The organism is Rhodoferax sp. U11-2br (assembly GCF_018619435.1).
GTDB lineage: Bacteria > Pseudomonadota > Gammaproteobacteria > Burkholderiales > Burkholderiaceae_C > Rhodoferax.
This window is the reverse complement of the sequence record NZ_JAHFZF010000002.1, coordinates 16,625-38,943: the sequence shown is the minus strand read 5'-3', so window position 1 is coordinate 38,943 and position 22,319 is coordinate 16,625. Positions and strand designations below refer to the sequence as shown.

At 61.6% G+C, this 22,319-nt stretch carries 21 protein-coding genes; 12 read left to right on the top strand and 9 right to left on the bottom strand.

What is annotated here, in order from left to right; translation table 11 throughout:
• Positions 1 to 68 precede the first annotated feature (68 nt).
• Positions 69 to 1,694 carry a methyl-accepting chemotaxis protein gene (locus KKO72_RS21230; RefSeq protein WP_214934787.1) on the top strand — a complete coding sequence of 542 codons (1,626 nt, stop codon included), beginning with the start codon at positions 69 to 71 and terminating at the stop codon, positions 1,692 to 1,694.
• A gap of 14 nt (positions 1,695 to 1,708) precedes the next feature.
• Here the strand turns inward: KKO72_RS21230 and rocF are convergent, their stop codons facing one another.
• The 3 genes from rocF to KKO72_RS01480 all read right to left on the bottom strand — a co-directional run bounded on the left by rocF (position 1,709) and on the right by KKO72_RS01480 (position 4,829).
• Positions 1,709 to 2,632 (bottom strand): arginase, encoded by a 924-nt coding sequence (gene rocF / locus KKO72_RS01490; RefSeq protein WP_214934785.1) that lies wholly within the window; start codon positions 2,630 to 2,632, stop codon positions 1,709 to 1,711.
• An 18-nt stretch (positions 2,633 to 2,650) separates the two neighbouring features.
• Positions 2,651 to 4,198, bottom strand: a complete 1,548-nt coding sequence (locus tag KKO72_RS01485) for a PAS domain-containing methyl-accepting chemotaxis protein (protein ID WP_214934783.1) — start codon at positions 4,196 to 4,198, stop codon at positions 2,651 to 2,653.
• A gap of 166 nt (positions 4,199 to 4,364) precedes the next feature.
• A complete protein-coding gene (locus KKO72_RS01480) occupies positions 4,365 to 4,829 on the bottom strand; it encodes an Lrp/AsnC family transcriptional regulator (protein WP_214934781.1) in 465 nt (154 codons plus the stop codon).
• A gap of 138 nt (positions 4,830 to 4,967) precedes the next feature.
• Between KKO72_RS01480 and KKO72_RS01475 the strand changes: the two genes are divergently transcribed.
• From KKO72_RS01475 to KKO72_RS01455, 5 genes are all read left to right on the top strand, one after another.
• On the top strand, positions 4,968 to 6,062 hold the full coding sequence (locus tag KKO72_RS01475) for a saccharopine dehydrogenase family protein (protein ID WP_214934779.1): 1,095 nt from the start codon (positions 4,968 to 4,970) through the stop codon (positions 6,060 to 6,062).
• A gap of 114 nt (positions 6,063 to 6,176) precedes the next feature.
• Positions 6,177 to 7,688, top strand: coding sequence for an aldehyde dehydrogenase family protein (locus KKO72_RS01470; RefSeq protein WP_214934777.1), 1,512 nt, complete (start codon positions 6,177 to 6,179; stop codon positions 7,686 to 7,688).
• Positions 7,689 to 7,722: 34 nt separating this feature from the next.
• The gene (locus tag KKO72_RS01465; protein ID WP_214934775.1) at positions 7,723 to 8,121 is read left to right on the top strand and encodes a rhodanese-like domain-containing protein; all 399 of its coding nucleotides are present in this window, start codon (positions 7,723 to 7,725) and stop codon (positions 8,119 to 8,121) included.
• A 359-nt stretch (positions 8,122 to 8,480) separates the two neighbouring features.
• A complete protein-coding gene (locus KKO72_RS01460; RefSeq protein ID WP_214934773.1) occupies positions 8,481 to 9,239 on the top strand; it encodes a TSUP family transporter in 759 nt (252 codons plus the stop codon).
• 50 nt (positions 9,240 to 9,289) lie between these two features.
• Entirely contained in the window at positions 9,290 to 10,312 is a 1,023-nt protein-coding gene (locus tag KKO72_RS01455) for a diguanylate cyclase (protein WP_214934771.1), read from the top strand.
• Here the strand turns inward: KKO72_RS01455 and mrdA are convergent.
• From mrdA to KKO72_RS01435, 4 genes are read right to left on the bottom strand one after another with little or no spacing between them, the layout of a single operon-like run.
• Complete coding sequence (mrdA, locus tag KKO72_RS01450; protein ID WP_214934769.1) at positions 10,299 to 12,383, bottom strand: penicillin-binding protein 2; 2,085 nt, start codon at positions 12,381 to 12,383, stop codon at positions 10,299 to 10,301. The genes KKO72_RS01455 and mrdA overlap by 14 nt on opposite strands.
• A gap of 3 nt (positions 12,384 to 12,386) precedes the next feature.
• Positions 12,387 to 12,917 carry a rod shape-determining protein MreD gene (mreD, locus tag KKO72_RS01445; RefSeq protein WP_214934767.1) on the bottom strand — a complete coding sequence of 177 codons (531 nt, stop codon included), beginning with the start codon at positions 12,915 to 12,917 and terminating at the stop codon, positions 12,387 to 12,389.
• Positions 12,914 to 13,837, bottom strand: coding sequence for a rod shape-determining protein MreC (gene mreC, locus KKO72_RS01440; RefSeq protein ID WP_214934765.1), 924 nt, complete (start codon positions 13,835 to 13,837; stop codon positions 12,914 to 12,916). The genes mreD and mreC overlap by 4 nt, the downstream gene beginning before the upstream one ends.
• Before the next feature lie 16 nt (positions 13,838 to 13,853).
• Positions 13,854 to 14,897: a rod shape-determining protein gene (locus tag KKO72_RS01435; RefSeq protein ID WP_078364883.1), complete on the bottom strand. Its 1,044-nt coding sequence runs from the start codon at positions 14,895 to 14,897 to the stop codon at positions 13,854 to 13,856.
• Between the two features lie 202 nt (positions 14,898 to 15,099).
• On the opposite strand from KKO72_RS01435, the gene gatC reads away from it, so the two are divergent.
• The 3 genes from gatC to gatB are packed head-to-tail and all read left to right on the top strand — an operon-like array spanning position 15,100 to position 18,374.
• Complete coding sequence (gene gatC / locus KKO72_RS01430) at positions 15,100 to 15,399, top strand: Asp-tRNA(Asn)/Glu-tRNA(Gln) amidotransferase subunit GatC (RefSeq protein ID WP_214934763.1); 300 nt, start codon at positions 15,100 to 15,102, stop codon at positions 15,397 to 15,399.
• Positions 15,400 to 15,417: 18 nt separating this feature from the next.
• On the top strand, positions 15,418 to 16,890 hold the full coding sequence (gene gatA / locus KKO72_RS01425) for an Asp-tRNA(Asn)/Glu-tRNA(Gln) amidotransferase subunit GatA (RefSeq protein WP_214934761.1): 1,473 nt from the start codon (positions 15,418 to 15,420) through the stop codon (positions 16,888 to 16,890).
• Between the two features lie 11 nt (positions 16,891 to 16,901).
• Positions 16,902 to 18,374, top strand: coding sequence for an Asp-tRNA(Asn)/Glu-tRNA(Gln) amidotransferase subunit GatB (gatB, locus tag KKO72_RS01420; protein WP_214934759.1), 1,473 nt, complete (start codon positions 16,902 to 16,904; stop codon positions 18,372 to 18,374).
• Here the strand turns inward: gatB and KKO72_RS01415 are convergent.
• Positions 18,371 to 19,057, bottom strand: coding sequence for a DUF4124 domain-containing protein (locus tag KKO72_RS01415; RefSeq protein WP_214934757.1), 687 nt, complete (start codon positions 19,055 to 19,057; stop codon positions 18,371 to 18,373). The genes gatB and KKO72_RS01415 overlap by 4 nt on opposite strands.
• Positions 19,054 to 19,764: an orotate phosphoribosyltransferase gene (gene pyrE / locus KKO72_RS01410; RefSeq protein WP_214934755.1), complete on the bottom strand. Its 711-nt coding sequence runs from the start codon at positions 19,762 to 19,764 to the stop codon at positions 19,054 to 19,056. The genes KKO72_RS01415 and pyrE overlap by 4 nt, the downstream gene beginning before the upstream one ends.
• Before the next feature lie 10 nt (positions 19,765 to 19,774).
• On the opposite strand from pyrE, the gene KKO72_RS01405 reads away from it, so the two are divergent.
• The 3 genes from KKO72_RS01405 (at position 19,775) to KKO72_RS01395 (ending at position 22,293) form a co-directional block, all read left to right on the top strand.
• The gene (locus tag KKO72_RS01405; RefSeq protein ID WP_214934753.1) at positions 19,775 to 20,560 is read left to right on the top strand and encodes an exodeoxyribonuclease III; all 786 of its coding nucleotides are present in this window, start codon (positions 19,775 to 19,777) and stop codon (positions 20,558 to 20,560) included.
• 83 nt (positions 20,561 to 20,643) lie between these two features.
• Positions 20,644 to 21,390: a 3-oxoacyl-ACP reductase FabG gene (fabG, locus tag KKO72_RS01400; RefSeq protein ID WP_214934752.1), complete on the top strand. Its 747-nt coding sequence runs from the start codon at positions 20,644 to 20,646 to the stop codon at positions 21,388 to 21,390.
• Between the two features lie 183 nt (positions 21,391 to 21,573).
• Positions 21,574 to 22,293, top strand: a complete 720-nt coding sequence (locus KKO72_RS01395) for a TerC family protein (protein ID WP_214934751.1) — start codon at positions 21,574 to 21,576, stop codon at positions 22,291 to 22,293.
• Positions 22,294 to 22,319 lie beyond the last annotated feature (26 nt).

The window sequence follows — 22,319 nt, the reverse complement described above, 5'->3', positions numbered from 1 at the left end:
TTGTGGCATAGTCCGGGCCAACCGGCTCGTGGCACCTGACCACCCACCGGCATACCCAGGAGACAGACATGACCCACAACGTGGCAGACACAACACCGGTAGACACGTTTGGTGACCGGATCATTTTGCTGGCCATTGGGCTCAGCGCGGTAGCGGCGCTGATTCTGGGCGCCCAGTTTGTGGACACCGCGCTCGCGGTGGGTGCAACAGTGGCTTTTGTGTTGCTGGCGGGTGTGGTGTATGCCAGCGCCAAAGGCACGACGCTGAGCCGCTTTGTGCTGACCTTTGTGCTGGTGGGCCTGGTGGTGTTGCATATCCAGCTGGCGCAAGGCATGTTGGAGTTCCACTTTGGGGTGTTCGTCACCTTGGCACTGTTGCTGGTGTACCGGGACTGGCGCATCATCATTTTTGGTGCCGCCATGTACGCGGTGCACCATGTGTTGTTTGACCGCCTGCAAGCAGCAGGTTATGGCCTGTACTGCCTGACAGAGCCCAACTTCAAAGTCATTGTCCTGCACGCGGTGTATGTGGTGGTGCAGTCGGGCGTCGAAATTGTGCTGGTGACCGGCATGGCGCGTGCGGCGCAGGCCGGGGAAGAGTTGGCGGTGCTGGTATCGCGCATCAACCAGACCGATGGCATCTCGCTCAATGTGTCCGGGGTTGCCACAGGCACCCCCTCCAGTCAGGCCCTCAAGACCACTTTGGAGCGCATGGACGTTGCGGTGTCGGCGGTACGTACCGGCTCCCACAGCATTGAGCTGGCCGCCGCAGAAATAGCCAGTGGTAACCAGGACCTGAGTGACCGCACCGAGCAGACCGCCAGCAACCTGCAGCGCACCGCCAGCAGCATGGCCAGCCTGACCCAGATCGTCACCCAGTCGGCCGACAACGCCCGCCAGGCCAACCAGCTGGCCATGAACGCCAGCAGTGTGGCGGCTCAGGGCGGACAAGTGGTTGGACAGGTGGTGGAAACCATGCGCGGCATCAACGAAGCCTCGCGCAAGATTGGTGACATCATCAGTGTGATCGACGGCATTGCCTTCCAGACCAACATCCTGGCCTTGAACGCGGCAGTGGAAGCGGCCCGCGCCGGGGAACAGGGCCGGGGGTTTGCGGTGGTGGCGTCTGAGGTGCGCTCCCTGGCCGGACGTAGTGCCGAGGCCGCCAAAGAGATCAAAACCCTGATCAACACCAGCGTTGAGCGGGTGGAGCTGGGCAGCACGCTGGTGGACCAGGCTGGCACCACCATGACCGAGGTGGTTGACGCCATCCGCCGCGTGACCGACATCATGGGCGAAATCAGCGCTGCCAGCAGTGAACAGGCCTCCGGTGTGGCCAGTGTCAGCGAAGCAGTGACACAAATGGACCAGGCCACGCAGCAAAACGCCGCGCTGGTAGAACAGATGGCCGCCGCTGCCGGTGGTTTGCGTACACAAGCCCAGGAGCTGGTGCAAACCGTGGCTGTTTTCAAGGGCAGCAGCACCGCTGGGGCGCGGCCGTCGGTGCCGACCAAACAGGCGCCGCCGCGTCGCCCGGTACCTCAGCCCATTGGCACAGCCCGGCCCAAGTTACTGTCAGCAGCCAAACCCGGGCGGTCAGAAGCTGCCAGTCCGACCGCCAAGGCCTTGCCCAAACCGACGCCTCAGGCGCCCGCAGCACAAGCCAGTACCGAAGGTGAATGGGAAAGCTTCTGACCCAGTGAATGCGCTCAGGCCGCCGCTTTGCGCATCAGGGTGCTTTTGCCAAACAGCGACTCGATCAGGTCCACCGCGACCTCGGCGGTTTTGTTACGCACATCAAAGGCCGGGTTGAGCTCCATCACATCGAGGGAGGCCAGTCGCCCGGTGTCGGCGATCATCTCCATACACAGCTGGGCCTCACGGTAGGTCGGGCCACCACGCACCGTGGTGCCGACACCTGGCGCGATGTCGGGGTCGAGAAAATCGACGTCGAAACTCACATGCAGGTGGGTGTTGGCGTCCACCAGCGCCAGTGCCAGCTCCATCGCGGCACGCATGCCCATCTCGTCGATGAAACGCATGTCAAACACATCCAGACCGGCTTCGTGCACCAGGCGTTTTTCACCGGCGTCGACGCTGCGGATGCCAATCTGGCGCACCCATTTGGGGTTGATCGCAGGCACCTGGCCACCGATGCTGGTCAGCACGTCCGGCCCGTAGCCGCAGAGGCAAGCCACCGGCATGCCGTGGATGTTGCCGCTGGGGGTCAAGGCGTTGGTGTTGAAGTCGGCATGTGCGTCCAGCCACAACACGCGCAGCTTCTTGCCCACCTGACGGCAATGCCGGGCCACCGCGCTGATGGAGCCCAGGCCCAGGCAGTGGTCACCGCCAAGCAGGATCGGCAGGCGCTCATTCTGCAACTCGGCATACACCGCGTTGTGCACCGCCTGGTTCCAGGCCACCACCTGGTCCAGGTGACGGTAACCATCCACCGGTGGTAACCAGGGGTTGCTGGGGCCGCTCAGATTGCCCCGGTCGATCACATCCAGACCGTGGCTTTGTAACACCGGGATGAGGTTGGCCACACGCAGGGCTTCGGGGCCCATGCTGGCACCGCGGCTGCCCGCGCCAATGTCGGTGGGTGCACCGATGAGAGAGATTTGGGTTGTCATGGGCCGCACTGTACCGTGCTATGACGAGAACACCTTGACCGCACCCACCAGACGCTGGGCCTGTTCACCCAGGCTGGCCGCAGCCGCACTGCTTTCCTCCACCATGGCGGCGTTTTGTTGTGTCATGTCGTCGAGCTGGGCCACCGCTTGCCCGACTTGAGCAATGCCTTGTGATTGCTCTTTGGATGCCAGTGTGATCTCGCGCATGAGGTCGTTGACATGGTTGACCTGACTCACCAGGTCGGCCATGGTCTGGCCGGCCTGGGCCACCAGTTTCGAGCCACTCTCGACCTGTCGGACCGAGTCGTCGATCAGGGCTTTGATCTCCTTGGCCGCTGCGGCTGAGCGGCCAGCCAGGCTACGCACTTCGGAGGCCACCACGGCAAACCCCCGGCCCTGCTCTCCGGCCCGGGCCGCCTCGACCGCGGCGTTCAAAGCGAGGATGTTGGTCTGGAAGGCAATGCCGTCAATCACGCTGATGATGTCGGCTATTTTGCGGCTGGCGCTGGTGATTTGTGTCATGGTGGCGTCCACCAGATCCATGTTGTTGCCACCTTGGGCCACCACCTCGGTGGCGTTCTGCACCAGGGAACTGGCATGCAGGGCGGTGTCTGCGTTTTGCTTGACCGAGGCGGTTTGCTGTTCCATGGCCGCCGCGGTTTCTTCGAGGTTGGAGGCAGCTTGCTCCGTCCGGGCGGAGAGGTCGCTGGCCGCCGCCGCAATTTCCTGGCTGGCTACCTGCACGCCCGAGGCCTGCTCAAACACATCGGCCACCAGAGACTGCAGATTCAGACCGGACTGGTTGACGGAGCGGGCGATTTGCCCAATGTCGTCCACCCGGTTGAGGTTGAGGTCGGGCGCCGATTCACCGGTCGCCACCTGTTGTGCAGCCGCCCTGATGTGCCGCAGGGGGGTGGTGATTTGCTGTTCCATGAAGACGTCGGCCAGCAACAGGCTCAGAGCCAGCGCAGCACCGCTGACCAGCAGCACCGCCGGACCCGAACCTGAGCTGGCCAGCACCGAACCGGTGACCAGACCCACACCGAGCAGCGGCAGGCGCACACGCCAGGCGGTGGGAAGCAGCTGCAAGCTGCTGGTCCAGCGCATCAACCCGGTGCGCACCACCAAGCCCCTGTGGAACGCCAGCCCGGTCGCCTTGCCCGCCTTGAAACGGGCATAGAGCTGCGCAGCGGCATCAATCTCCTGGCGCGGGGGATGGGTGCGCACCGACAGATACCCGGTGAGCTGGCCTTTGCGCCGCATTGGTGCAGCGTTGGCGCAAACCCAGTAGTGGTCCCCATTCTGGCGCCGGTTTTTCACCACCGCGCGCCATGATTGACCCTCTTTGAGGGTGCGCCACATGTCTTCAAAGGCCTCCACCGGCATGTCCGGGTGGCGCACCAAATTGTGCGGCTGGCCTATCAGCTCATGCATTGCATAACCGCTGGTGCGCACAAACGCCGCATTGGCGTAGGTGATGGTGCCCTTCTGGTTGGTGGTCGACAGCAGGGTTTCGGCAGCTGGAAACTGGAATTCCTGCTGGCTCACGGGGAGGTTGGTACGCATGGCGGGAAGACTCTCGGTTATGGCAGGCAGAGGCCTGTTCCAACGATTTACAAAAAACGAAACAGTATTTTACTTTTTCTGCAAGGACCGTGCCAGAGATTGGGTGAAAGGCCAGAACGTGCACAGATGCCGATCTGCGCTGGCGCGGGGCCGCCGTTCTTTTTCTTTAGGTGCGCTCGATCTTCCAGGCCAGTGCCACCGAGGTGGTGGTTTTCACCACACCTTCGAGGTTGCGGATGTCATCGAGCAGGGTGTTGAGCCGCACTGCCGATTCGGCGCGCAGCAGCAGCACATAGTCAAACTCGCCACTCACAGCGCACAGCTGGCGCACCTCGGGCATGCGCTGCAGCTGCTCCTCGATGCCACGCCCGGCCTTAGGCTGAACCGTCAGGCCAACAAAAGCCTGCAGGCCCTGGTTAAGCATGTCTTGCGCCAGGCGCACGGTGTAGCCGGCAATGACGCCTTCGCGCTCCAGGCGGTTCAGGCGCGACAACACCGTGGTGCGTGCGGTTCCGAGCTGGCGCGCCAGGTTGGCGGCCGATTCACGCGCGTTGAGCTGCAACAGCGCCAGCAGTTGGCGATCCAGGGCGTCGCGCAGAACAGGTGGAGTGGGCAAGCTGCTTGGGTTCATGGCTTTTAAAAATTGACGTTATGACAATATGGTCATCATAGTGTCTGTTTTAAAAGCAATTATGTCCAATAAACTACCACTTTCGACACACAGGAGACCTAAACTGGGTCCATCTCGTCCATGTTCAAGGAGCAAGTCATGCGTGTTGTTTTAATGGGTGCCGGTCACATCGGTCAAACCATTGCGGCCTGGTTGTCACACAGTGGTGACTACACCGTCAAGGTGGTGGATTGCAGTGTGGTGGCGCTCAAGGCACTGGCCCACCTGCCGGTGGAAACGGCGCTGATCGACACCTCGGACGTGGCTGAATTGCGTGACAGCATGACGGGGTATGACGCCGTCATCAACGCCTTGCCCTACCACCTGGCGCTGACTGTCGCCACCCAGGCCAAGGCCGCTGGATGTCACTATTTTGATTTGACCGAAGACGTGGCCGCCACACGCGGCATCATGGCCCTGGCCGAGGGCGCTAAAACCGCCTTCATGCCGCAGTGTGGGCTGGCGCCGGGTTTCATTGGCATCGTGGCCCACCACCTGAGCCAGAAGTTCACCGAGTTGCACGAGGTCAAGATGCGTGTCGGTGCGCTGCCGGCCTTCCCCACCAACTCGCTCAAGTACAACCTGACCTGGAGCGTGGACGGCCTGATCAACGAGTACTGCCACCCCTGCGAAGCCATCCGGGACGGCAACGTGATCGAGGTGCTGCCGCTCGAAGGCATGGAACATTTCAGCCTGGACGGCACCGAGTACGAGGCCTTCAACACCTCCGGCGGCCTGGGCACCCTGTGCGACACGCTCAAGGGCAAGGTCCAGACGCTGGACTACAAGACCGTGCGTTACCCCGGCCACGGCGCCATCATGAAGATGCTGCTGCAGGAGCTGGGCATGCAGCACGACCAGGAAACCCTCAAGGCGATCCTGCGCAAATCCGTGCCGCTCACGATGCAGGACGTGGTACTGGTGTTTGTGACCGTCAGTGGTGAATGTGACGGCAAGTTCATGCAAGAGGTGTTTGCCCGCAAGATTTTTGCTGACCGCAGTGAGACCAACCCGATGAGTGCGATCCAGATCACCACGGCGGCCGGCATCTGCGGCGCCATCGATCTGTTCCGTGAGAAAAAGCTGCCTCAGTCGGGCTTCATCAAACAGGAGCAGGTGGCCCTGCCCGACCTGCTGGCTAACCGCTTTGGTTGCGCTTACCAGCAGTCGCGCCAGGTCGAGTCGATTGGTTGAGTTGGCCTCTGGGCGCAGCGGCGCTGGCTGACCCAGTCAGCCGAAGTATTGTGGATAAAACGGCCTCTAGACCTTATAAAATCAGGGCTAATAGCACCTTTTTCAGGAGCAATCATGCCAACCTTTGTCACCGAACTGATGGCCTCTCTGGGCGTGGACCCCCACGTGTTGCAAGGCGGTGACCTGGCCACGGTGTCGCCGATCGACGGCCAGCTGCTGGCCCAGGTCCACAGCACACCCCTGAACCAGGTGGCCCATGCCGCCGTGCGTGCCCATGGTGCTTTTTTGCGTTGGCGTGTGGTGCCCGCACCGCAGCGTGGTGAACTGGTGCGCCTGTTGGGTGAGGAGTTGCGTGCCCACAAGCAGGCCCTGGGTCAGCTTGTGACGCTGGAAGTGGGCAAAGTCTCTTCCGAAGGCCTGGGTGAGGTGCAGGAGATGATCGACATCTGCGACTTCGCCGTGGGCCTGTCGCGCCAGCTCTGCGGTTCAACCATGGCCAGCGAGCGCCCCGGCCACCGCATGATGGAAACCTGGCACCCGCTGGGTGCGGTGGGTGTCATCACCGCCTTCAACTTCCCGGTGGCGGTCTGGGCCTGGAACGCGGCCTTGGCGCTGGTCTGTGGCAATGCGGTGGTCTGGAAACCGTCCGAGAAAGCGCCTCTGTGTGCACTGGCGGTGCAGGCCCTGTTTGAGCGCGCCTGTGTGCGTTTTGGCCAACCGGAGCTCAGCCGCGACCTGAGCCAGCTGCTGCTGGGTCACGCTGATGTTGGCCAGGCGCTGGTGGACCACCCCAAAGTGGCGCTGGTGTCGGCCACCGGCAGCACCCGCATGGGCCGGGCCGTGGGCCAGGCAGTTGCAGCACGGTTTGGCCGCAGCCTGCTGGAGCTGGGTGGCAACAACGCCATCGTTGTGGCGCCCAGTGCCGACCTGGACATGGCGGTGCGTGCGGTGGCTTTTGCCGCAGCGGGTACGGCGGGCCAGCGCTGCACCACCGCACGGCGCCTGATCGTGCATGCGGATGTTTATGGTGATCTGGTCGCGCGGCTCAAGAAGGCGTACGCCAGTTTCAGGATCGGTGCACCCACCGAGCCTGGCACCCTGCTGGGCCCGCTGATCGACCAGGCCGCGTTTGAGGCCATGCAGCAGGCGTTGGTCCTGGCGCGCCAGCAAGGGGGGGTGGTCACCGGGGGTGAACGGGTGTTGCAAGCGCAGTACCCGCAGGCGTTTTACGTCAGCGCCGCCTTGGTTGAGATGCCCGTGCAGACCGAGGTGGTGCGCCACGAGACCTTTGCGCCCATCCTCTACATCCTGAGCTACCAGACGCTGGCCCAGGCCATCGCGCTCAACAATGACGTGCCGCAAGGCCTGTCGTCGAGCATTTTCACCAACGACCTGCGTGAGGCGGAAAGTTTCCTGTCGGCGGCCGGGTCGGACTGTGGCATCAGCAATGTGAACATCGGCACCTCGGGTGCTGAAATTGGGGGTGCTTTTGGTGGAGAGAAAGAAACCGGCGGTGGCCGCGAAAGTGGCTCGGACGCCTGGCGCGCCTACATGCGCCGAGCCACCAACACCATCAACTACTCCAGCGCGCTGCCGCTGGCGCAGGGCGTCAGATTTGACCTGTGAGTGTTGGACCCATTTTCCAAACAAGGTGAACCGCATGACTTGCACAAAGTGGCTTCAGTCCGCATGGGTGGGTGTTGTGCTGACCGTTTCGGTTGGCACCTGGGCCGGTGTGGCCAGCGTCGATGTCAAGCAGGTCGCCGCCCTGCAAAGCCAGGGTGCGCTGGTGATTGATGTGCGGGAGCCCCATGAATACGCCCAGAGCCATGCGCCCGGCACCATGCTGATTCCGTTGGGCCAGCTGGAGAGCCGCCTGTCCGAGATCCGTGCCCACCAGAACCAGCCGGTGGTGCTGTTCTGCCGCAGCGGTCAACGCTCGGCCCGTGCCCAGGAGATCCTGACCAGGGCCGGTTTCACCAAGGCGGTGAACATGGAGGGTGGTCTGATCGCCTGGAGCAGGGCGGGCTTGCCAGTGGTGACGGGCGAGGCCAAGTAGTCTTGCGGCTGCGGGCCACATAAGCCCACAAGGCACCCGATTCCTAGACACAGATCAAGGGTAAACCTGAAAAGGGTATGTCCCGATGGCCGCAGACCGCTGTGGCGCGTACAGTTGAACCATCACCCGGGCGCTACGCCCAGGCATGGTGAGAGGCCCCAGGAGACAGACCCGACGAGGTCACACAAAAAAACAGAGACAAGGCACCGGCAAACCCGGTGCCTTTTTTAATGGCTGCGCCGCCCATCGAGGGGTGACCGGGTTATATGAAAAATAGGCTTTCATCCCTTATCTAACAAGGGTCAATAGCTATACAAAAAGAAGCTGGCCGAGGCGTGGCCAATGCGACAATGGCCACCATGGAATTACTCATTGTGTCGTTGGCCAGTCTGTTTGCCGGTTTTGTCGATGCCATCGTTGGTGGCGGTGGCCTGATCCTGGTGCCTGCCCTGTTTGCCGCTTTTCCCACCGCCCACCCGGCCACCCTGTTTGGCACCAACAAAGGGGCATCGCTGTGGGGTACGGCCTTTGCCACCTGGCAATACAGCCGCCGGGTGCAGATACGGTGGGTCGCCCTGTGGCCAGCCGCCGTGGCGGGCCTGGTGGCCTCGTTTGCCGGGGCCTGGCTGGTGACGGTGGTTTCACCAGATTTTTTGCGCAAGGTATTACCGCTGGTGTTGCTGGCGGTGCTGCTCTACACGCTGGCCAAAAAGGAACTGGGCCGCACCCATGTACCGCGTTTTGCGGGTGGACAGGAGCAGCTGGCGGCGGCCGCGATTGGTCTGGTCATTGGGTTTTATGACGGCTTTTTTGGCCCGGGCACAGGCAGTTTTCTGGTGTTTTTGTTTGTGCGGGTGCTGGGTTACGACTTTCTGAGCGCCTCGGCGGCGGCCAAACTGGTGAACTGCGCCACCAATGTCGCGGCGCTGGTGCTGTTCATCAGCAAAGGGCACATCTGGTGGCACTTTGTGCTGGTGATGGCCTTGGCCAATGTGCTGGGCAGCCTGCTGGGCACCCGGCTGGCGCTCAAACATGGCACCGGCTTTGTGCGAGGGGTGTTCCTGGTGGTGGTCAGTGCGCTCATCTTGAAGACCAGTTATGACGCCTTTTTGCGCTGAGTGGCTATCATGGTGGCTTTGACAGTCGACTCTTCCTTCGAAAGTTGATCTTGCGCTACTCACAGTCGAAAGAACAAAGCGCCGAGCTGCTGCGCATCGTGCTGGCGCGCATGGGCCAGCACGATGCGGCCTTCAATCCACTCACCTACACCGTCTGGTTCGAGTACGCCGCTGGAACCAACACCCGCTTGAACCATGCGATGGACCTGCTGATGCGCGGTGGTCGCCGGCTCACCGATGATGACCTGTTGATGTTGTACCAGGCCCATGTGGCGGATCTGGATCCCCAGGCGATGCAGCGCATTGGCAACGAGTTGCAGAAGGTCATGGTCACCCTGGCCGATGCCGCAGGCAGTACCGGTAACAGCGCTGACCAATTCAGCGCGCAGCTCGACACCCTGGCCGCCAATTTGCAAACCCTCAACAACACACTGACGGCACCGATGGTGCTTCAGGTGATGGAGAGCACGGCACGTATGCGCAGCTCAGCCCATGCGCTGGAGTCGGATGTCAAGGGCAGTCAGAGCGAAATCCAGCGCCTGCAGAACGAACTCAACCGGGTGCGCGACGAGTCGCTGATCGACACGCTGACCCAGGTGCTCAACCGCAAAGGGTTTGATCAGAGGCTGGCTGCGATGCTGGCGCGGCCAGCCACCGAGGCGCGTCAACACGGCCTGATCATGTTTGACATTGACCATTTCAAGGTCGTCAATGACACCCATGGCCACATCAAGGGTGACCGTGTGCTGCAAGCCGTGGGTGAGGTGTTCAAAACCTGTCTCCCCACGGATGGAACGCTGAGTGTGGCGCGTTACGGGGGTGAGGAATTTGCCGTGCTGGTGCCCGACACCACTTTGGAGGAGTGTCTCAAGGTGGCTGAGCAGGTACGTGCCCGCACCAAGGCGCTCAAGATCCGTGACCGGCGTACCCAGGCGCTGGTGCTGACGGTCACGATGTCCGGAGGGATGGCGCTGGCCCAGCCCGAGGATGACACCCACAGCCTGACAGCTCGCGCTGATGCTGCGCTGTACCGGTCCAAGCAGGACGGGCGCGACCGAATCACCTGCGCGTGAGCGGGCTGGTTGCGCTGGCGGCTGGCGCGGCGGACGCAGCCACGGCGCCCGATGTGGCTGCACTGACCGCCCCCGCAGCCTGAGAGGCTGCCGCACTGGCGGCCAAGGCGGCTGCATTGGGCAGGCCTGAAACGCTGGCCAGAGTCACCTCGCTTGCCAATCGTGGTTTGCCAATCGGCGCTGTGGCCTGACCGCGGCTGACGGCCGCCAGGTCTTCCTCGCTGGGGTATTGTCCAAGCAGCCAGTAGTCAAATACACGTCTGGCAATGGGGGCCGCCGCCGTGGAACCAAACCCCGCGTTTTCAACAATCAAGGCCAGCGCAATCTTGGGGTCTTCCGCTGGCGCAAAGGCGATGTAGAGCGAGTGGTCACGTTTACGCTCTTCCGTGCGGATGGCACTGTATTTTTCGTTTTTGCCCAGCGACACAGCTTGTGCGGTGCCGGTCTTGCCACCACTGAGGTAGCTGGCACCGGCAAAAACGCGCGAGGAGGTGCCCTCTTGCGCCACACCCATCATGGCACGCCGGATGGTGTCCACATGTTCCGGTTTGAATCCCAGATTCACCGCCGGATCGGCCGCCAGAGGTGACTCGACCCGGGTTTGGGCATCTTGTGTGGCAATCACCAGCCTGGGTTTGTGTTTGAAGCCGCCGTTGGCCAGCGTGGCGATGGCCTGCGCCAGCTGCAGCATGGTGAAACTGTTGTAACCCTGCCCGATACCGAGCGAGATGGTTTCACCCGCATACCATTTTTGTTGTTCCGGGCGTTTGAAATAGCTGCGTTTCCAGGCCTGGTTGGGTAACACCCCCCGCACTTCGCCGTGGATGTCGATGCCCGTGATCTGTCCAAAACCCAGCGGGGCCATGAAGTCGTGCATCGTCTCCACACCGAGTTCGTTGGCCAGCGAGTAGAAATAGGCGTTGCTGGAGTAGAGGATCGCGGCGCGCATGTCCATGATGCCGGTGCGATCGGTCTCGGGGCTGCCAAAACGGTGGCCGCCAAACATGTAGAAGCCTGGGTCATTGACCAATGTGCTGGCGTTGCGTTTGCCGGTGGTCAGGGCGGCCAAGGCCATGAAGGGTTTGTAAGTGGAGCCTGGTGGGTAGGTGCCACGCAATGCCCGGTTGAGCAGAGGTTTGTCGATGGACTCGTTGAGCAAAGCCCAGTTGTCCTGGTCGATGCCTTCCACAAACAGGTTGGGGTCGAAGGTGGGCTTGCTGACGAAGGCCAGCACTTCACCGGTCTTGGGATCGATGGCCACCAGCGCACCGCGGCGCTCGCCATAGAGGTCCTCGATGAGTTTTTGCAGCTTGATGTCGATCGACAACTTGATGGTGTTGCCAGGTGTCGACGGCAGGCTGGTCAGGCGCCGGGTGGCGCGCCCACCGGCTGAGGTTTCCATCGAGTCCACACCGGTGATGCCGTGCAACTGGGGCTCGAAACTCTGCTCCACACCGAGTTTGCCGATGTAGTCGGTGCCACGGTAATTGGCCGGGTCTTCGGAGTTTTCCAGCTCTTCTTTTTCAGCCGCGTTGATGCGTCCGATGTAACCGATCACATGGCTGGCCAGCGCACCATACGGGTAGTTGCGAAACAGGCGGGCTTTGATGTCCACACCCGGGAAGCGGTAGCGTTGTGCACCAAAGCGGGCGACCTCTTCGTCGGTGAGTCGGCTGCGCAGTGGCAAGGACTCAAAACTGCGGGCCTCTTCACGCAATTTTTTGAAACGTTTGCGATCCCGCGGTGTGATGTCAATCACCTTGGCCAGATCATCGATCGTCTGCTCCAGGTTGGCCACCTTGGATGGCGTGACCTCCAGCGTGTAGGCAGAATAGTTGGTGGCCAGCACCACCCCGTTGCGATCCAGAATCAGGCCCCGGTTGGGCACGATCGGCACGATGGCGGTGCGGTTGTTTTCAGCCTGCGCCTGCAGGTCTTCGTGGCGTGTGACCTGCAGGTACACCAACCGTGCCGCTACCAGGCCAAAACACCCCACCACCACGATACTGGCCACCAACACCCGCAGGCGAAAACGCGACAGCTCGGCCTGAACGTTGCGGATCACCGTCATGGTTTAGAGCGGACGGTTGTCATCACGGTCTGGCGCCTGGCGCTGCGGCAGCAACAACAGCACACTCACCACCGGCCACAGTATGGTCTCAATCAGCGGGGACAACACCACCGACCACCCGGGGAAATACTCCCCGGTCAGCAGCCGGATGATCAAGGTCAGTGCGTGTGCGGCGGCAAACAGCGGCAGCAATTGCAGCGCCTGACTTGGCACCGAGAACCACAAAATCCGCCGGTGAATACCGATGGCCAGAAAACTCAAGGCACTGTAGGCCAGAGCATGCTGACCCAGCAACGCGCTCTGGTGGACATCCATCGCCAGTCCCAACAAAAAGGCCGCCCCCACCCCAATCCGCTGAGGCTGGTGAATGGCCCAGAACACCAGGATCAACGCCACCAGATCCGGCAGCCAGGCGGCACGCCCCCACAGCCCCATGTTTTGCAGCATGTTCAGCGCCACCGCCGTGATCAGGCTGCCCCATATGAACCAGGGATTGGCTGGCAACAGCAACTGCTGGCCACGCGGCATCATCATGGTTTACCCCCTTTGGCTTTGGCAATTGGGACGCTGGGGGTGGGCTCAGGCCGCGCCAGGATGTGCCCGGTCAGCGGCTGCAGCACCAGCACATGCAGGCTGCCAGCGGTAGCGGCCACCGGGATGCAGCGCACCCGTGCGAAGGCAGAATCTGCGCCACGTTCGATTTTGTCCACCCGTGCCACCTGCAGCCCCGGGGGGTAGACACCGTCCACACCGCTGGTGGTCAACAGGTCTCCGGCTTGCAGGTCCACGTTGGCGTCCAGAAAACGCAGTTCCAGTGAACCCTTGCCCGGGGTGTCATCCCCAAAAGCCAGGGCGCGCAGACCGGTGCGGGCGTTAAGCACCGGAATGGCCTGGTTGCGGTCGGTGATCAGCGTGACTTCACTGACCAGTGGGTAAACACGTGTGACCTGGCCCAGCACACCGAGTTCGTCCAGCACTGGCGAGCCAGCCTGCACCGCTGCCAGCGCGCCTTTGTCGATGATGACCTTGCGGGTAAAAGGATCGGCCGCGTCATACAGGACCTGCGCCGCCAGGGCGGGTGTGTTGGCCCGTTCACGCAGGCCCAGCAAGGCGCGCAATCGGGCATTTTCCTGGCCGAGCTGCTCCACCTGTTGGGCGCGTTGGGATTGCAGGCCCAATTGGTATTGCGCCGCCGCTTCGTTGGCCTGGGATGTGCTCAGCGCATCAAAGTATTTGCCACCGTCACGCGCCCAGATCACTGGCTGCAGCATGGTCCATTGCAAGGGGTAAATCACCGTGGCAATGGCAGCACGAACCGGCTTGATGAGGCTGAAACGGTTGTCTGCAACCATCAGCAGCACCGCCAGCACACCAAAAAAAACCAATTTGGACAGGGCAGACGGCCCCTGCCGGAAGAATGGCGGCGGTGATCTGTCCAGCGTACCCAGTGGCATCGCTGACTCCCGGTGATTATTCGCTGGTGAAGATGGAGCCCAGACGTTCCATCTGGTCCAGCGCGATACCGCAGCCACGCACCACACAGGTCAGCGGGTCTTCAGCCACTAGCACCGGCAGGCCGGTTTCTTCGGCCAGCAGGCGGTCCAGGTCACGCAGCAGGGCGCCGCCACCGGTGAGCATCATGCCGCGGTCGGCAATGTCGGCACCGAGTTCGGGCGGGGTTTGTTCCAGCGCGTTCTTGACGGCCGAAACGATGTTGTTGATCGGGTCGGTCAGGGCTTCGAGGATTTCGTTGCTGGAAATCGTGAAGCTGCGTGGCACACCTTCAGACAGGTTGCGCCCGCGCACTTCCATCTCGCGCACCTCGCTGCCCGGAAAAGCCGAGCCGATGTTCTTCTTGATCATCTCGGCGGTGGGTTCACCAATGAGCATGCCGTAATTGCGGCGGATGTAGTTGATGATGGCCTCGTCAAACTTGTCGCCACCGACCCGCACACTGCCCTTGTAGACCATGCCGCCCAGCGAGATCACGCCCACTTCGGTGGTACCACCACCAATGTCGACCACCATCGAGCCGCTGGCTTCAGACACCGGCAAGCCGGCGCCAATGGCTGCCGCCATGGGTTCTTCAATCAGGTACACATCGCTGGCACCGGCGCCCAGCGCACTTTCACGGATGGCGCGGCGCTCGACCTGGGTCGAGCCGCAGGGCACACAAATGATGATGCGCGGGCTGGGCCGAAACACCGAACGCGGGTGCACCATCTTGATAAATTGTTTGAGCATCTGCTCAGTGACGGTGAAGTCGGCGATAACTCCGTCTTTCATCGGGCGGATCGCCTCGATGTTGCCAGGCACCTTGCCCAGCATGGCTTTGGCTTCCTTGCCAACCGCCTGGATGGTCTTTTTGCCTTGGGGGCCACCTTCGTGGCGGATCGCCACCACTGAGGGTTCGTCCAGCACAATACCCTTGTCACGTACGTAAATCAGGGTGTTGGCGGTGCCCAGGTCAATGGCGAGGTCAGTGGAGAAATACTGACGGAATGCTCCAAACATGAATCGGTCCTCTCGGGTACAAACGGCGCTTCGGCTCGATTGTCACCCTGTAATGTGTTCAAAATGGTGGGATTTCGGCAATAAACCATGCCGTTTTGGACTGCTGTCCAAAGGCGGGATAATACCCTATCACCCCCGCACAAGCCGTGCCCAGGGGTTGCTGACACCCTGATTTACACCCTGTTGCAACCAAAATAAAGCCATGTCTCTGACCCTTGCTGATATCGACCGTCTGGCGCATCTGGCGCGGCTTGGTCTCCAACCCGATGAGCGCACACGCCTGTGCTCCCAACTCAATGATTTTTTCGGCGTGGTTGAAAAAATGCGTCTGGTGGACACCACGGGCCTGGTGCCCTTGGCGCATCCGGTCGATGTGGCAGGCAACATGGCGCTGCGCCTGCGTGATGACGTGGTGAGTGAACCCAACCAGCGCGACGCCAACCAGCAGAGTGCACCAGCGGTCGAGTCCGGCCTGTTCCTGGTGCCCAAGGTCATCGAATAAGCCAACCCCATTTTTATCATGACGCAATCTACCGATCTTCACGATCTGACCGTGGCCGAACTGGCCAGCGCGCTGCGTGACCGCAAGGTCTCTGCGGTTGAAACCGCGCAGCATTTCCTGGCGCGTGCCCAGTCACACACCGATTTGGGTGCTTTTCTGGAAACCAATACAGATGCCACGCTGGCCCAGGCTCGTGCCGCTGACGCACGTTTGGCCGCTGGCAGCGCTGGTGTCCTCGAAGGTGTGCCGATGGCGCACAAGGACATTTTTGTCACCCGCGATTTCGCCACCACAGCGGGCTCGCGCATGCTGGACGGTTACCACTCACCGTTTGACGCCACGGTGGTGTCACGGCTGGCCGATGCCGGTGTTGTCACCCTGGGCAAGCTCAACTGTGACGAATTTGCCATGGGCTCGGCCAACGAAAACTCGGCGTTTGGCCCGGTGAAAAACCCCTGGGACATCACCCGCACACCGGGTGGGTCCTCCGGCGGCAGCGCCGCCGCGGTCGCTGCCCGATTGACGCCAGTCGCCACGGGTACCGACACCGGTGGCTCGATCCGTCAACCCGCCTCGTTTTGCGGCATCACCGGCATCAAGCCGACTTATGGGCGGGCCTCAAGATACGGCATGGTGGCTTTTGCCTCCAGCCTCGACCAGGCCGGCGTGCTGGCGCGCAGCGCGCAGGACTGCGCCCTGGTGCTTTCCAGCATGTGTGGTCCAGACCCGGAGCGGGATTCGACCTCGCTCGATGTGCCTGCCGAGGATTTCACACGCACGCTGGCGGAGCCGATCAAGGGCCTGCGTATTGGTGTACCCGCCGAGTTTTTTGGTGAAGGCCTGGCACCGGATGTGCGTGCTGCAGTGGACGCCGCGCTGAAAGAATACGAGGCGCTGGGCGCCCGGCTGGTGCCGATCTCGCTGCCGCGCACCGAGCTGTCGATTCCGGTCTACTACATCATTGCGCCTGCCGAGGCGTCAAGCAACCTGAGTCGTTTTGACGGGGTGAAGTTTGGCCACCGCGCCAAAGAGTTCAAGGACCTCAACGACATGTACGAACAGACCCGCGCCGAAGGGTTTGGCGACGAGGTCAAGCGCCGCATCATGATCGGCACCTATGTGCTGTCGCACGGCTATTACGACGCCTATTACCTGCAGGCGCAGAAGATTCGCCGCATGATTGCCGACGACTTCCAGCAAGCCTTCCAGCAATGTGATGTGATCGCCGGGCCGGTGGCACCCACGGTGGCCTGGGCGCTGGGCGGCCATGGCAATGACCCGCTGGCTGATTACCTGGCTGACATCTTCACCTTGCCAGCCTCGCTGGCGGGGCTGCCCGGCATGAGCCTGCCGGTGGGTTTTGGCGCTGGCAACCTGCCGGTGGGTTTGCAGCTGATTGGCAACCACCTGAGCGAATCACGCCTGCTCAATGTGGCACACCGCTTCCAGCAGGCCACCGACTGGCATACCCGTCGCCCGCAAGGTATCTGAGAAAATACACCATGACTGATACAAAATATGTAGCACAAAAGCCCCTGCTGGTAAGGGGTTATGAGGTCGTGATTGGTTTCGAGACCCACGCCCAGCTGTCCACCCGGTCCAAGATCTTCAGCCGGGCGGCTACCGCCTTTGGTGCCGAGCCCAACACCCAGGCCTGCGCAGTGGATCTGGCCTTGCCTGGCACGCTGCCGGTGATGAACAAGGGCGCGGTGGAGCGGGCCATTGAGCTTGGCCTGGCCCTGGGCTCGCACATTGCACCACGCAGCATTTTTGCCCGCAAGAACTACTTCTACCCCGATCTGCCCAAGGGTTACCAGATCAGCCAGTTCGAGATCCCGGTGGTTCAGGGCGGCTCGGTTGAGTTTTATTTGGCTGACGAGAAAAAATCGGTGCGCTTGGTGCGCGCCCATCTCGAAGAAGACGCGGGCAAGTCCTTGCACGAAGACTTCATCGGTCAGACCGGCATCGACCTGAACCGCGCCGGCACACCGCTGCTGGAGATCGTCACCGAGCCCGACATGCGCTCCACCGCTGAGGCGGTCGCCTACGCCAAAGAGCTGCACAAGATCGTCACCTGGATCGGCATCTGCGACGGCAACATGCAAGAAGGCAGCTTCCGCTGTGACGCCAATGTGTCGGTGCGCAAACCCGGTGAACCGCTGGGCACCCGGCGCGAGATCAAGAACCTCAACAGCTTCAAGTTCATGCAGCAGGCGATCGACTACGAGATCCGCTGGCAGATCGACGAAATTGAGGATGGCCGCGCCATCCAGCAGGCCACCGTGTTGTTCAACCCCGACACCGGTGAAACCCGCGCAATGCGCAGCAAGGAAGACGCTGCCGACTACCGCTATTTCCCTGACCCGGATCTGCCACCGCTGGTGATTGCGCCCGAGTGGGTGGAGCGCGTGCGTGCTGGCATGACCGAGCTGCCGCGTGTCATGGCGGCGCGTTTTGTCAAAGACCACGGTTTATCGGATTACGATGCCACAGCCCTGACCCAGAGCCGGGATATTGCTAGCTATTTTGAAGCGGCTACTACCGCTTGCGGCCAGCCCAAATTGGTCGGCAACTGGATCATGGGTGAGATCTCGCGGCGTCTGAATGCCGCTGAATCTGACATCAGCGCCTGCCCGGTCACACCCGCACAGCTGGGGCAACTCGTGACTCGGATTCAGGACGGCACCATCTCCAACAATGCGGCCAAACAGGTGATGGATGTGCTGTGGGTCGACCCACAAACCGAGGTGGATGCTGTGATTGAGGCCAAAGGCCTCAAACAAAGCAACGACACCGGCGCGCTGGAGAAGATTGTGGACACCGTGCTCGCCGCCAACCCGAAAAACGTGGACGAGTTCCGTGCGGGCAATGCCAAGGCGCTCAACGCGCTGGTGGGCCAGATCATGAAAGCCAGCCAAGGCAAGGCCAACCCGCAGCTGGTCAACGAGCTGCTGAAGAAAAAACTCGCTGCTTAGTCGGGTTTGGGCGCGGTGGCCTGCTGCCACAGCGGCATCAGGCGCTGCTGCTCGACTTCAAAGCGGGCGTTGACCCGCGTGATCTCGGCATCTTTGTCGGCCAGAAACCGGCCCTGCGCGGCCAGGGTCTGGTTGACCTCATCGATCTGACGCTTGAGCCGCAGCGGCGCGCGGCTGGGGTCTTTGGCATAAAAGGCCATCTCATCCAACAGCTTGGTCTTTTGGGCTTGCAGGTCGGTGACCTGGACCTGTGCCGTTTGTTTGACGCGGTTGATGTGGTCCAGCGCGTTGGCCCGCTCCAGCTGGTGGGCGCTTTGCGTTGGGTAACGGATCAGCAGGGCGCGGTCACGGCGTTTTTCTTCTTCCAGCAAAGCGCGTTGCGCCTGTTCGGCCTTCTCTTTGGCTTCCTGTTCGGCGCGCTCCTTGGCGGTCAAGGTCGGGCCAATCCGGGTTTTCACGGTGCCGCTGGGGTTGAGGATTTTTTGTTCACGGTCACGGCACTCGGCAATCGGGCGGTCCGAGGTCAGCTTGCGCCCCCGGGCATCCAGGCAGGTATAGATCTCAGGCGTAGGTAGCTGCGCCTGCACCGCCCCGTGGCCCAGCGCCGCCAGCCAGCCCAGCACCAGCCCACCAGCCAAACCGCCACCGCGTTGCCACAACCCGGGAGCGTGGGCCTGGGTCATGCGCCATCTGCCCCGTAGCGTGCGCGGTAGGCAGCGACCCGTTCGTGGGCATCGGCCAGCCCGGGCACACGGTGGTGTTGCAGGTACTGCAGCAAATCGTTGAGTTTTGCCACTGAGCAGACTTGCAGACCGAGCTGGTTCTGCACATATTGCACCGCGCTGTGTTCGACGTCCTGGCCGTTTTCCGTGGCTTTTTCCTGGCGGTCCAGCGCGATCACCACCGCATGCGCGGTGGCACCCGCCTGCTGGATCAACGCAATGGACTCGCGCACGGCCGTGCCTGCAGACATGACGTCGTCGACGATCAGCACCCGGCCCTGCAGTGGCGCACCCACCAGCGAGCCACCTTCGCCATGGTCCTTGGCTTCCTTGCGGTTGTAGGCAAAAGGCACGTTGCGGCCCAAGCGCGCCAGCTCCACGGCCAGTACGGCGCCCAGCGGAATGCCCTTGTAGGCAGGGCCAAAAATCATGTCGAATTCGATGCCGCTGCCTAGCAGACGCTGCGCATAGAATTGCGCCAATTTGCCCAGCTTGGCACCGTCGTCGAACAGGCCGGCATTGAAAAAGTAGGGGCTCAAGCGGCCGGCTTTGGTTTTGAATTCACCAAAGCGCAGCACACCGCTGGCCACCGCAAACTGCACAAAGTCTTGCGCCAGACTGTCCTGGCCCGGGCTGGAACAGGTTTCGATTTCGACACACTCTGACATGGGGAATTCCTTGTTCAAATTGACCAGCCTGAACCTCAATGGTATTCGCTCCGCCACCAGCAAGGGCTTGGAGGCATGGATCGACAAAACCGCGCCTGATTGTATTTGTGTACAAGAGGTCAAGGCGCAGGCCCCCGACCTGGCTGACCGCTTTGAGCAGCTGGCGGGTTTGACGGGTTACTTCCATCTGGCCGACAAAAAAGGTTACTCCGGCGTGGGCATCTACAGCCGCCAGGAACCCAGCGAGGTCATCGCCGGGTTTGACGGCGCCGAGTTTGATACCGAGGGCCGCTACCTGGAGCTCCGTTTTGACACCCCTACGGTCCGGCGCTCCATCATCAGCTGTTACTTTCCCAGTGGTTCGTCGGGTGAAGAGCGCCAGCAGGCCAAGTTCCGGTTTCTGGACCTGATCTACCCGCATCTGCAACAGCTCAAGGCGCAACGCGAGTTCATCGTGTGCAGCGACGTCAACATCGCCCACAAAGAGATTGACCTCAAGAACTGGAAAAGCAACCAGAAGAACTCAGGCTTTTTGCCCGAAGAGCGGGCCTGGATGACCAAGCTGCTGGGCGAAGGCGGCCTGGTGGACGTCTACCGCCAACTGCACCCCACGGCCACCGACGAGGCCTATACCTGGTGGAGCAACCGCGGCCAGGCTTATGCCAAGAATGTGGGGTGGCGGCTGGACTACCACCTGGCGACACCGCAACTGGCTGCCTGTGCCCACGCGGTGGCGATCTACAAGGCTGAGAAATTCTCGGATCACGCGCCAATTACCGTGGATTACGACTTTTAAAGCTTGTTATCGCTGTCAACTTGGTGCAATCTCCGGGTTCTAGAATCTTTGGGGCTTTTACTCACCAACCACCGGGGATCATCATGACAGCACGTCTCAGCAACAAGGTTTCCATCATCACCGGCGCGGCGCAGGGCATTGGCCTGGCCACCGCCATCAAGTTCGCCCAGGAAGGCGCCATCGTGATTGTTTGTGACGTCAAACAAGAGGCGGTGGACGAGGCAGTCGCCCAATGCCGCGCCTTGGGCGCCACCGTCGAAGGGTTTGTCATGGATGTCACCCAGCGCCCTGTGGTGGATGAGGTGGTGGCTCAGGTCAAGGCCAAGTTTGGCCGCATCGACGTGTTGGTCAACAATGCTGGCATCACGCAAGACGCCCGCTTGCAAAAAATGACCGAAGCGCAGTTCGACAAGGTGATTGATGTGAACCTGAAGGGTGTGTTCCATTGCACCCAAGCGGTCGCGGATGGCATGGTGGCCCAGGGCAGCGGCGTGATTCTGAACGCCAGCTCGGTGGTGGGCCTGTATGGCAACTTTGGCCAGACCAACTACGCCGCGACCAAATTTGGTGTGATCGGTTTCACCAAGACCTGGAGCCGCGAGCTCGGCCCCAAGGGTGTGCGCACCAATGCTGTGGCGCCTGGCTTCATCACCACGCCGATGGTGGCCGCCATGCCCGCTGAAGTGCTGGCCAAGATGGCTGAGAAGGTGGCCTCGCGCCGCCTGGGCAAACCCGAAGAAATCGCCAATGTCTACGCTTTCCTGGCCAGTGACGAAGCCAGCTACATCAATGGTGAAGTCATCGAAGTCTCGGGCGGCATCTCGCTGTAACAGACCTCGGCTGTGCCACAGCCCGCGTCAGTGTTGTGTGTACACCCCCGTCAGCCCTGGCCAAATACCACCTGGCCCAGGGCTGTGTGTTTTCTGGATGCCATTTTGCGCAAGTGTTGACGTGGTGCAAGGTGTTTCACGTGGCAAGGTGCAAGATGGCGGTTTTGAACTGACCTAACACCTATGGAACTGTTTTCTGCCACCTGGTGGTGGGCCCTGCTGGCCATTGTGCTGATTGATCTGGTGCTGGCCGGAGACAACGCGATCGTGATTGCGCTGGCAGCGCGCAATTTGCCCCCCCATCTGCAAAACCTGGCGGTGGTCTCGGGCACCGTTGGTGCGATTGCGGTGCGCGCCATGTTGGCGTTTGGCACGGTCTGGCTGCTGCATATCCCGGGGCTGCTGTTGCTGGGCGGGCTCGGTCTGATCTGGGTGGCCTACCAGCTGCTGGCCGACGATACCGACGAAACCCCGGCCGACCCGGTGGCCAACACCTTTTGGGCCGCCATGAAAACCATCATCGTGGCCGACGCGCTGATGGGTGTTGACAACGTGCTCGGCGTGGTGGGTGCGGCGCACGGTGCGCTGGAGCTGGTGGTCATTGGTTTGCTCATCAGTCTGCCGATTGTGCTGTTTGGCAGCGCCTTGGTACTCAGGCTGGTGCAGCGGTTTCCGCTCATTGTCCAGCTGGGTGGTGCGGTGCTGGCCTTGACCGCCGCCAAGATGATTGTGAGTGAACCGGTGCTCAACGGCGTGTTTGGTCCATTTCACGGCGATGTCCTGGCCTCCCCCTGGCAAACAACGGCGCGCTGGGTGGTGTATGTGCTGGTGGTGGGCGGGGTGATGATGGCTGGCTGGTGGAAAAAACGCGGCGCCCAGGTCAGCCAACAACTGGTGGGTTAAACCCCTTGCAGCCTGGGCAGATCAGG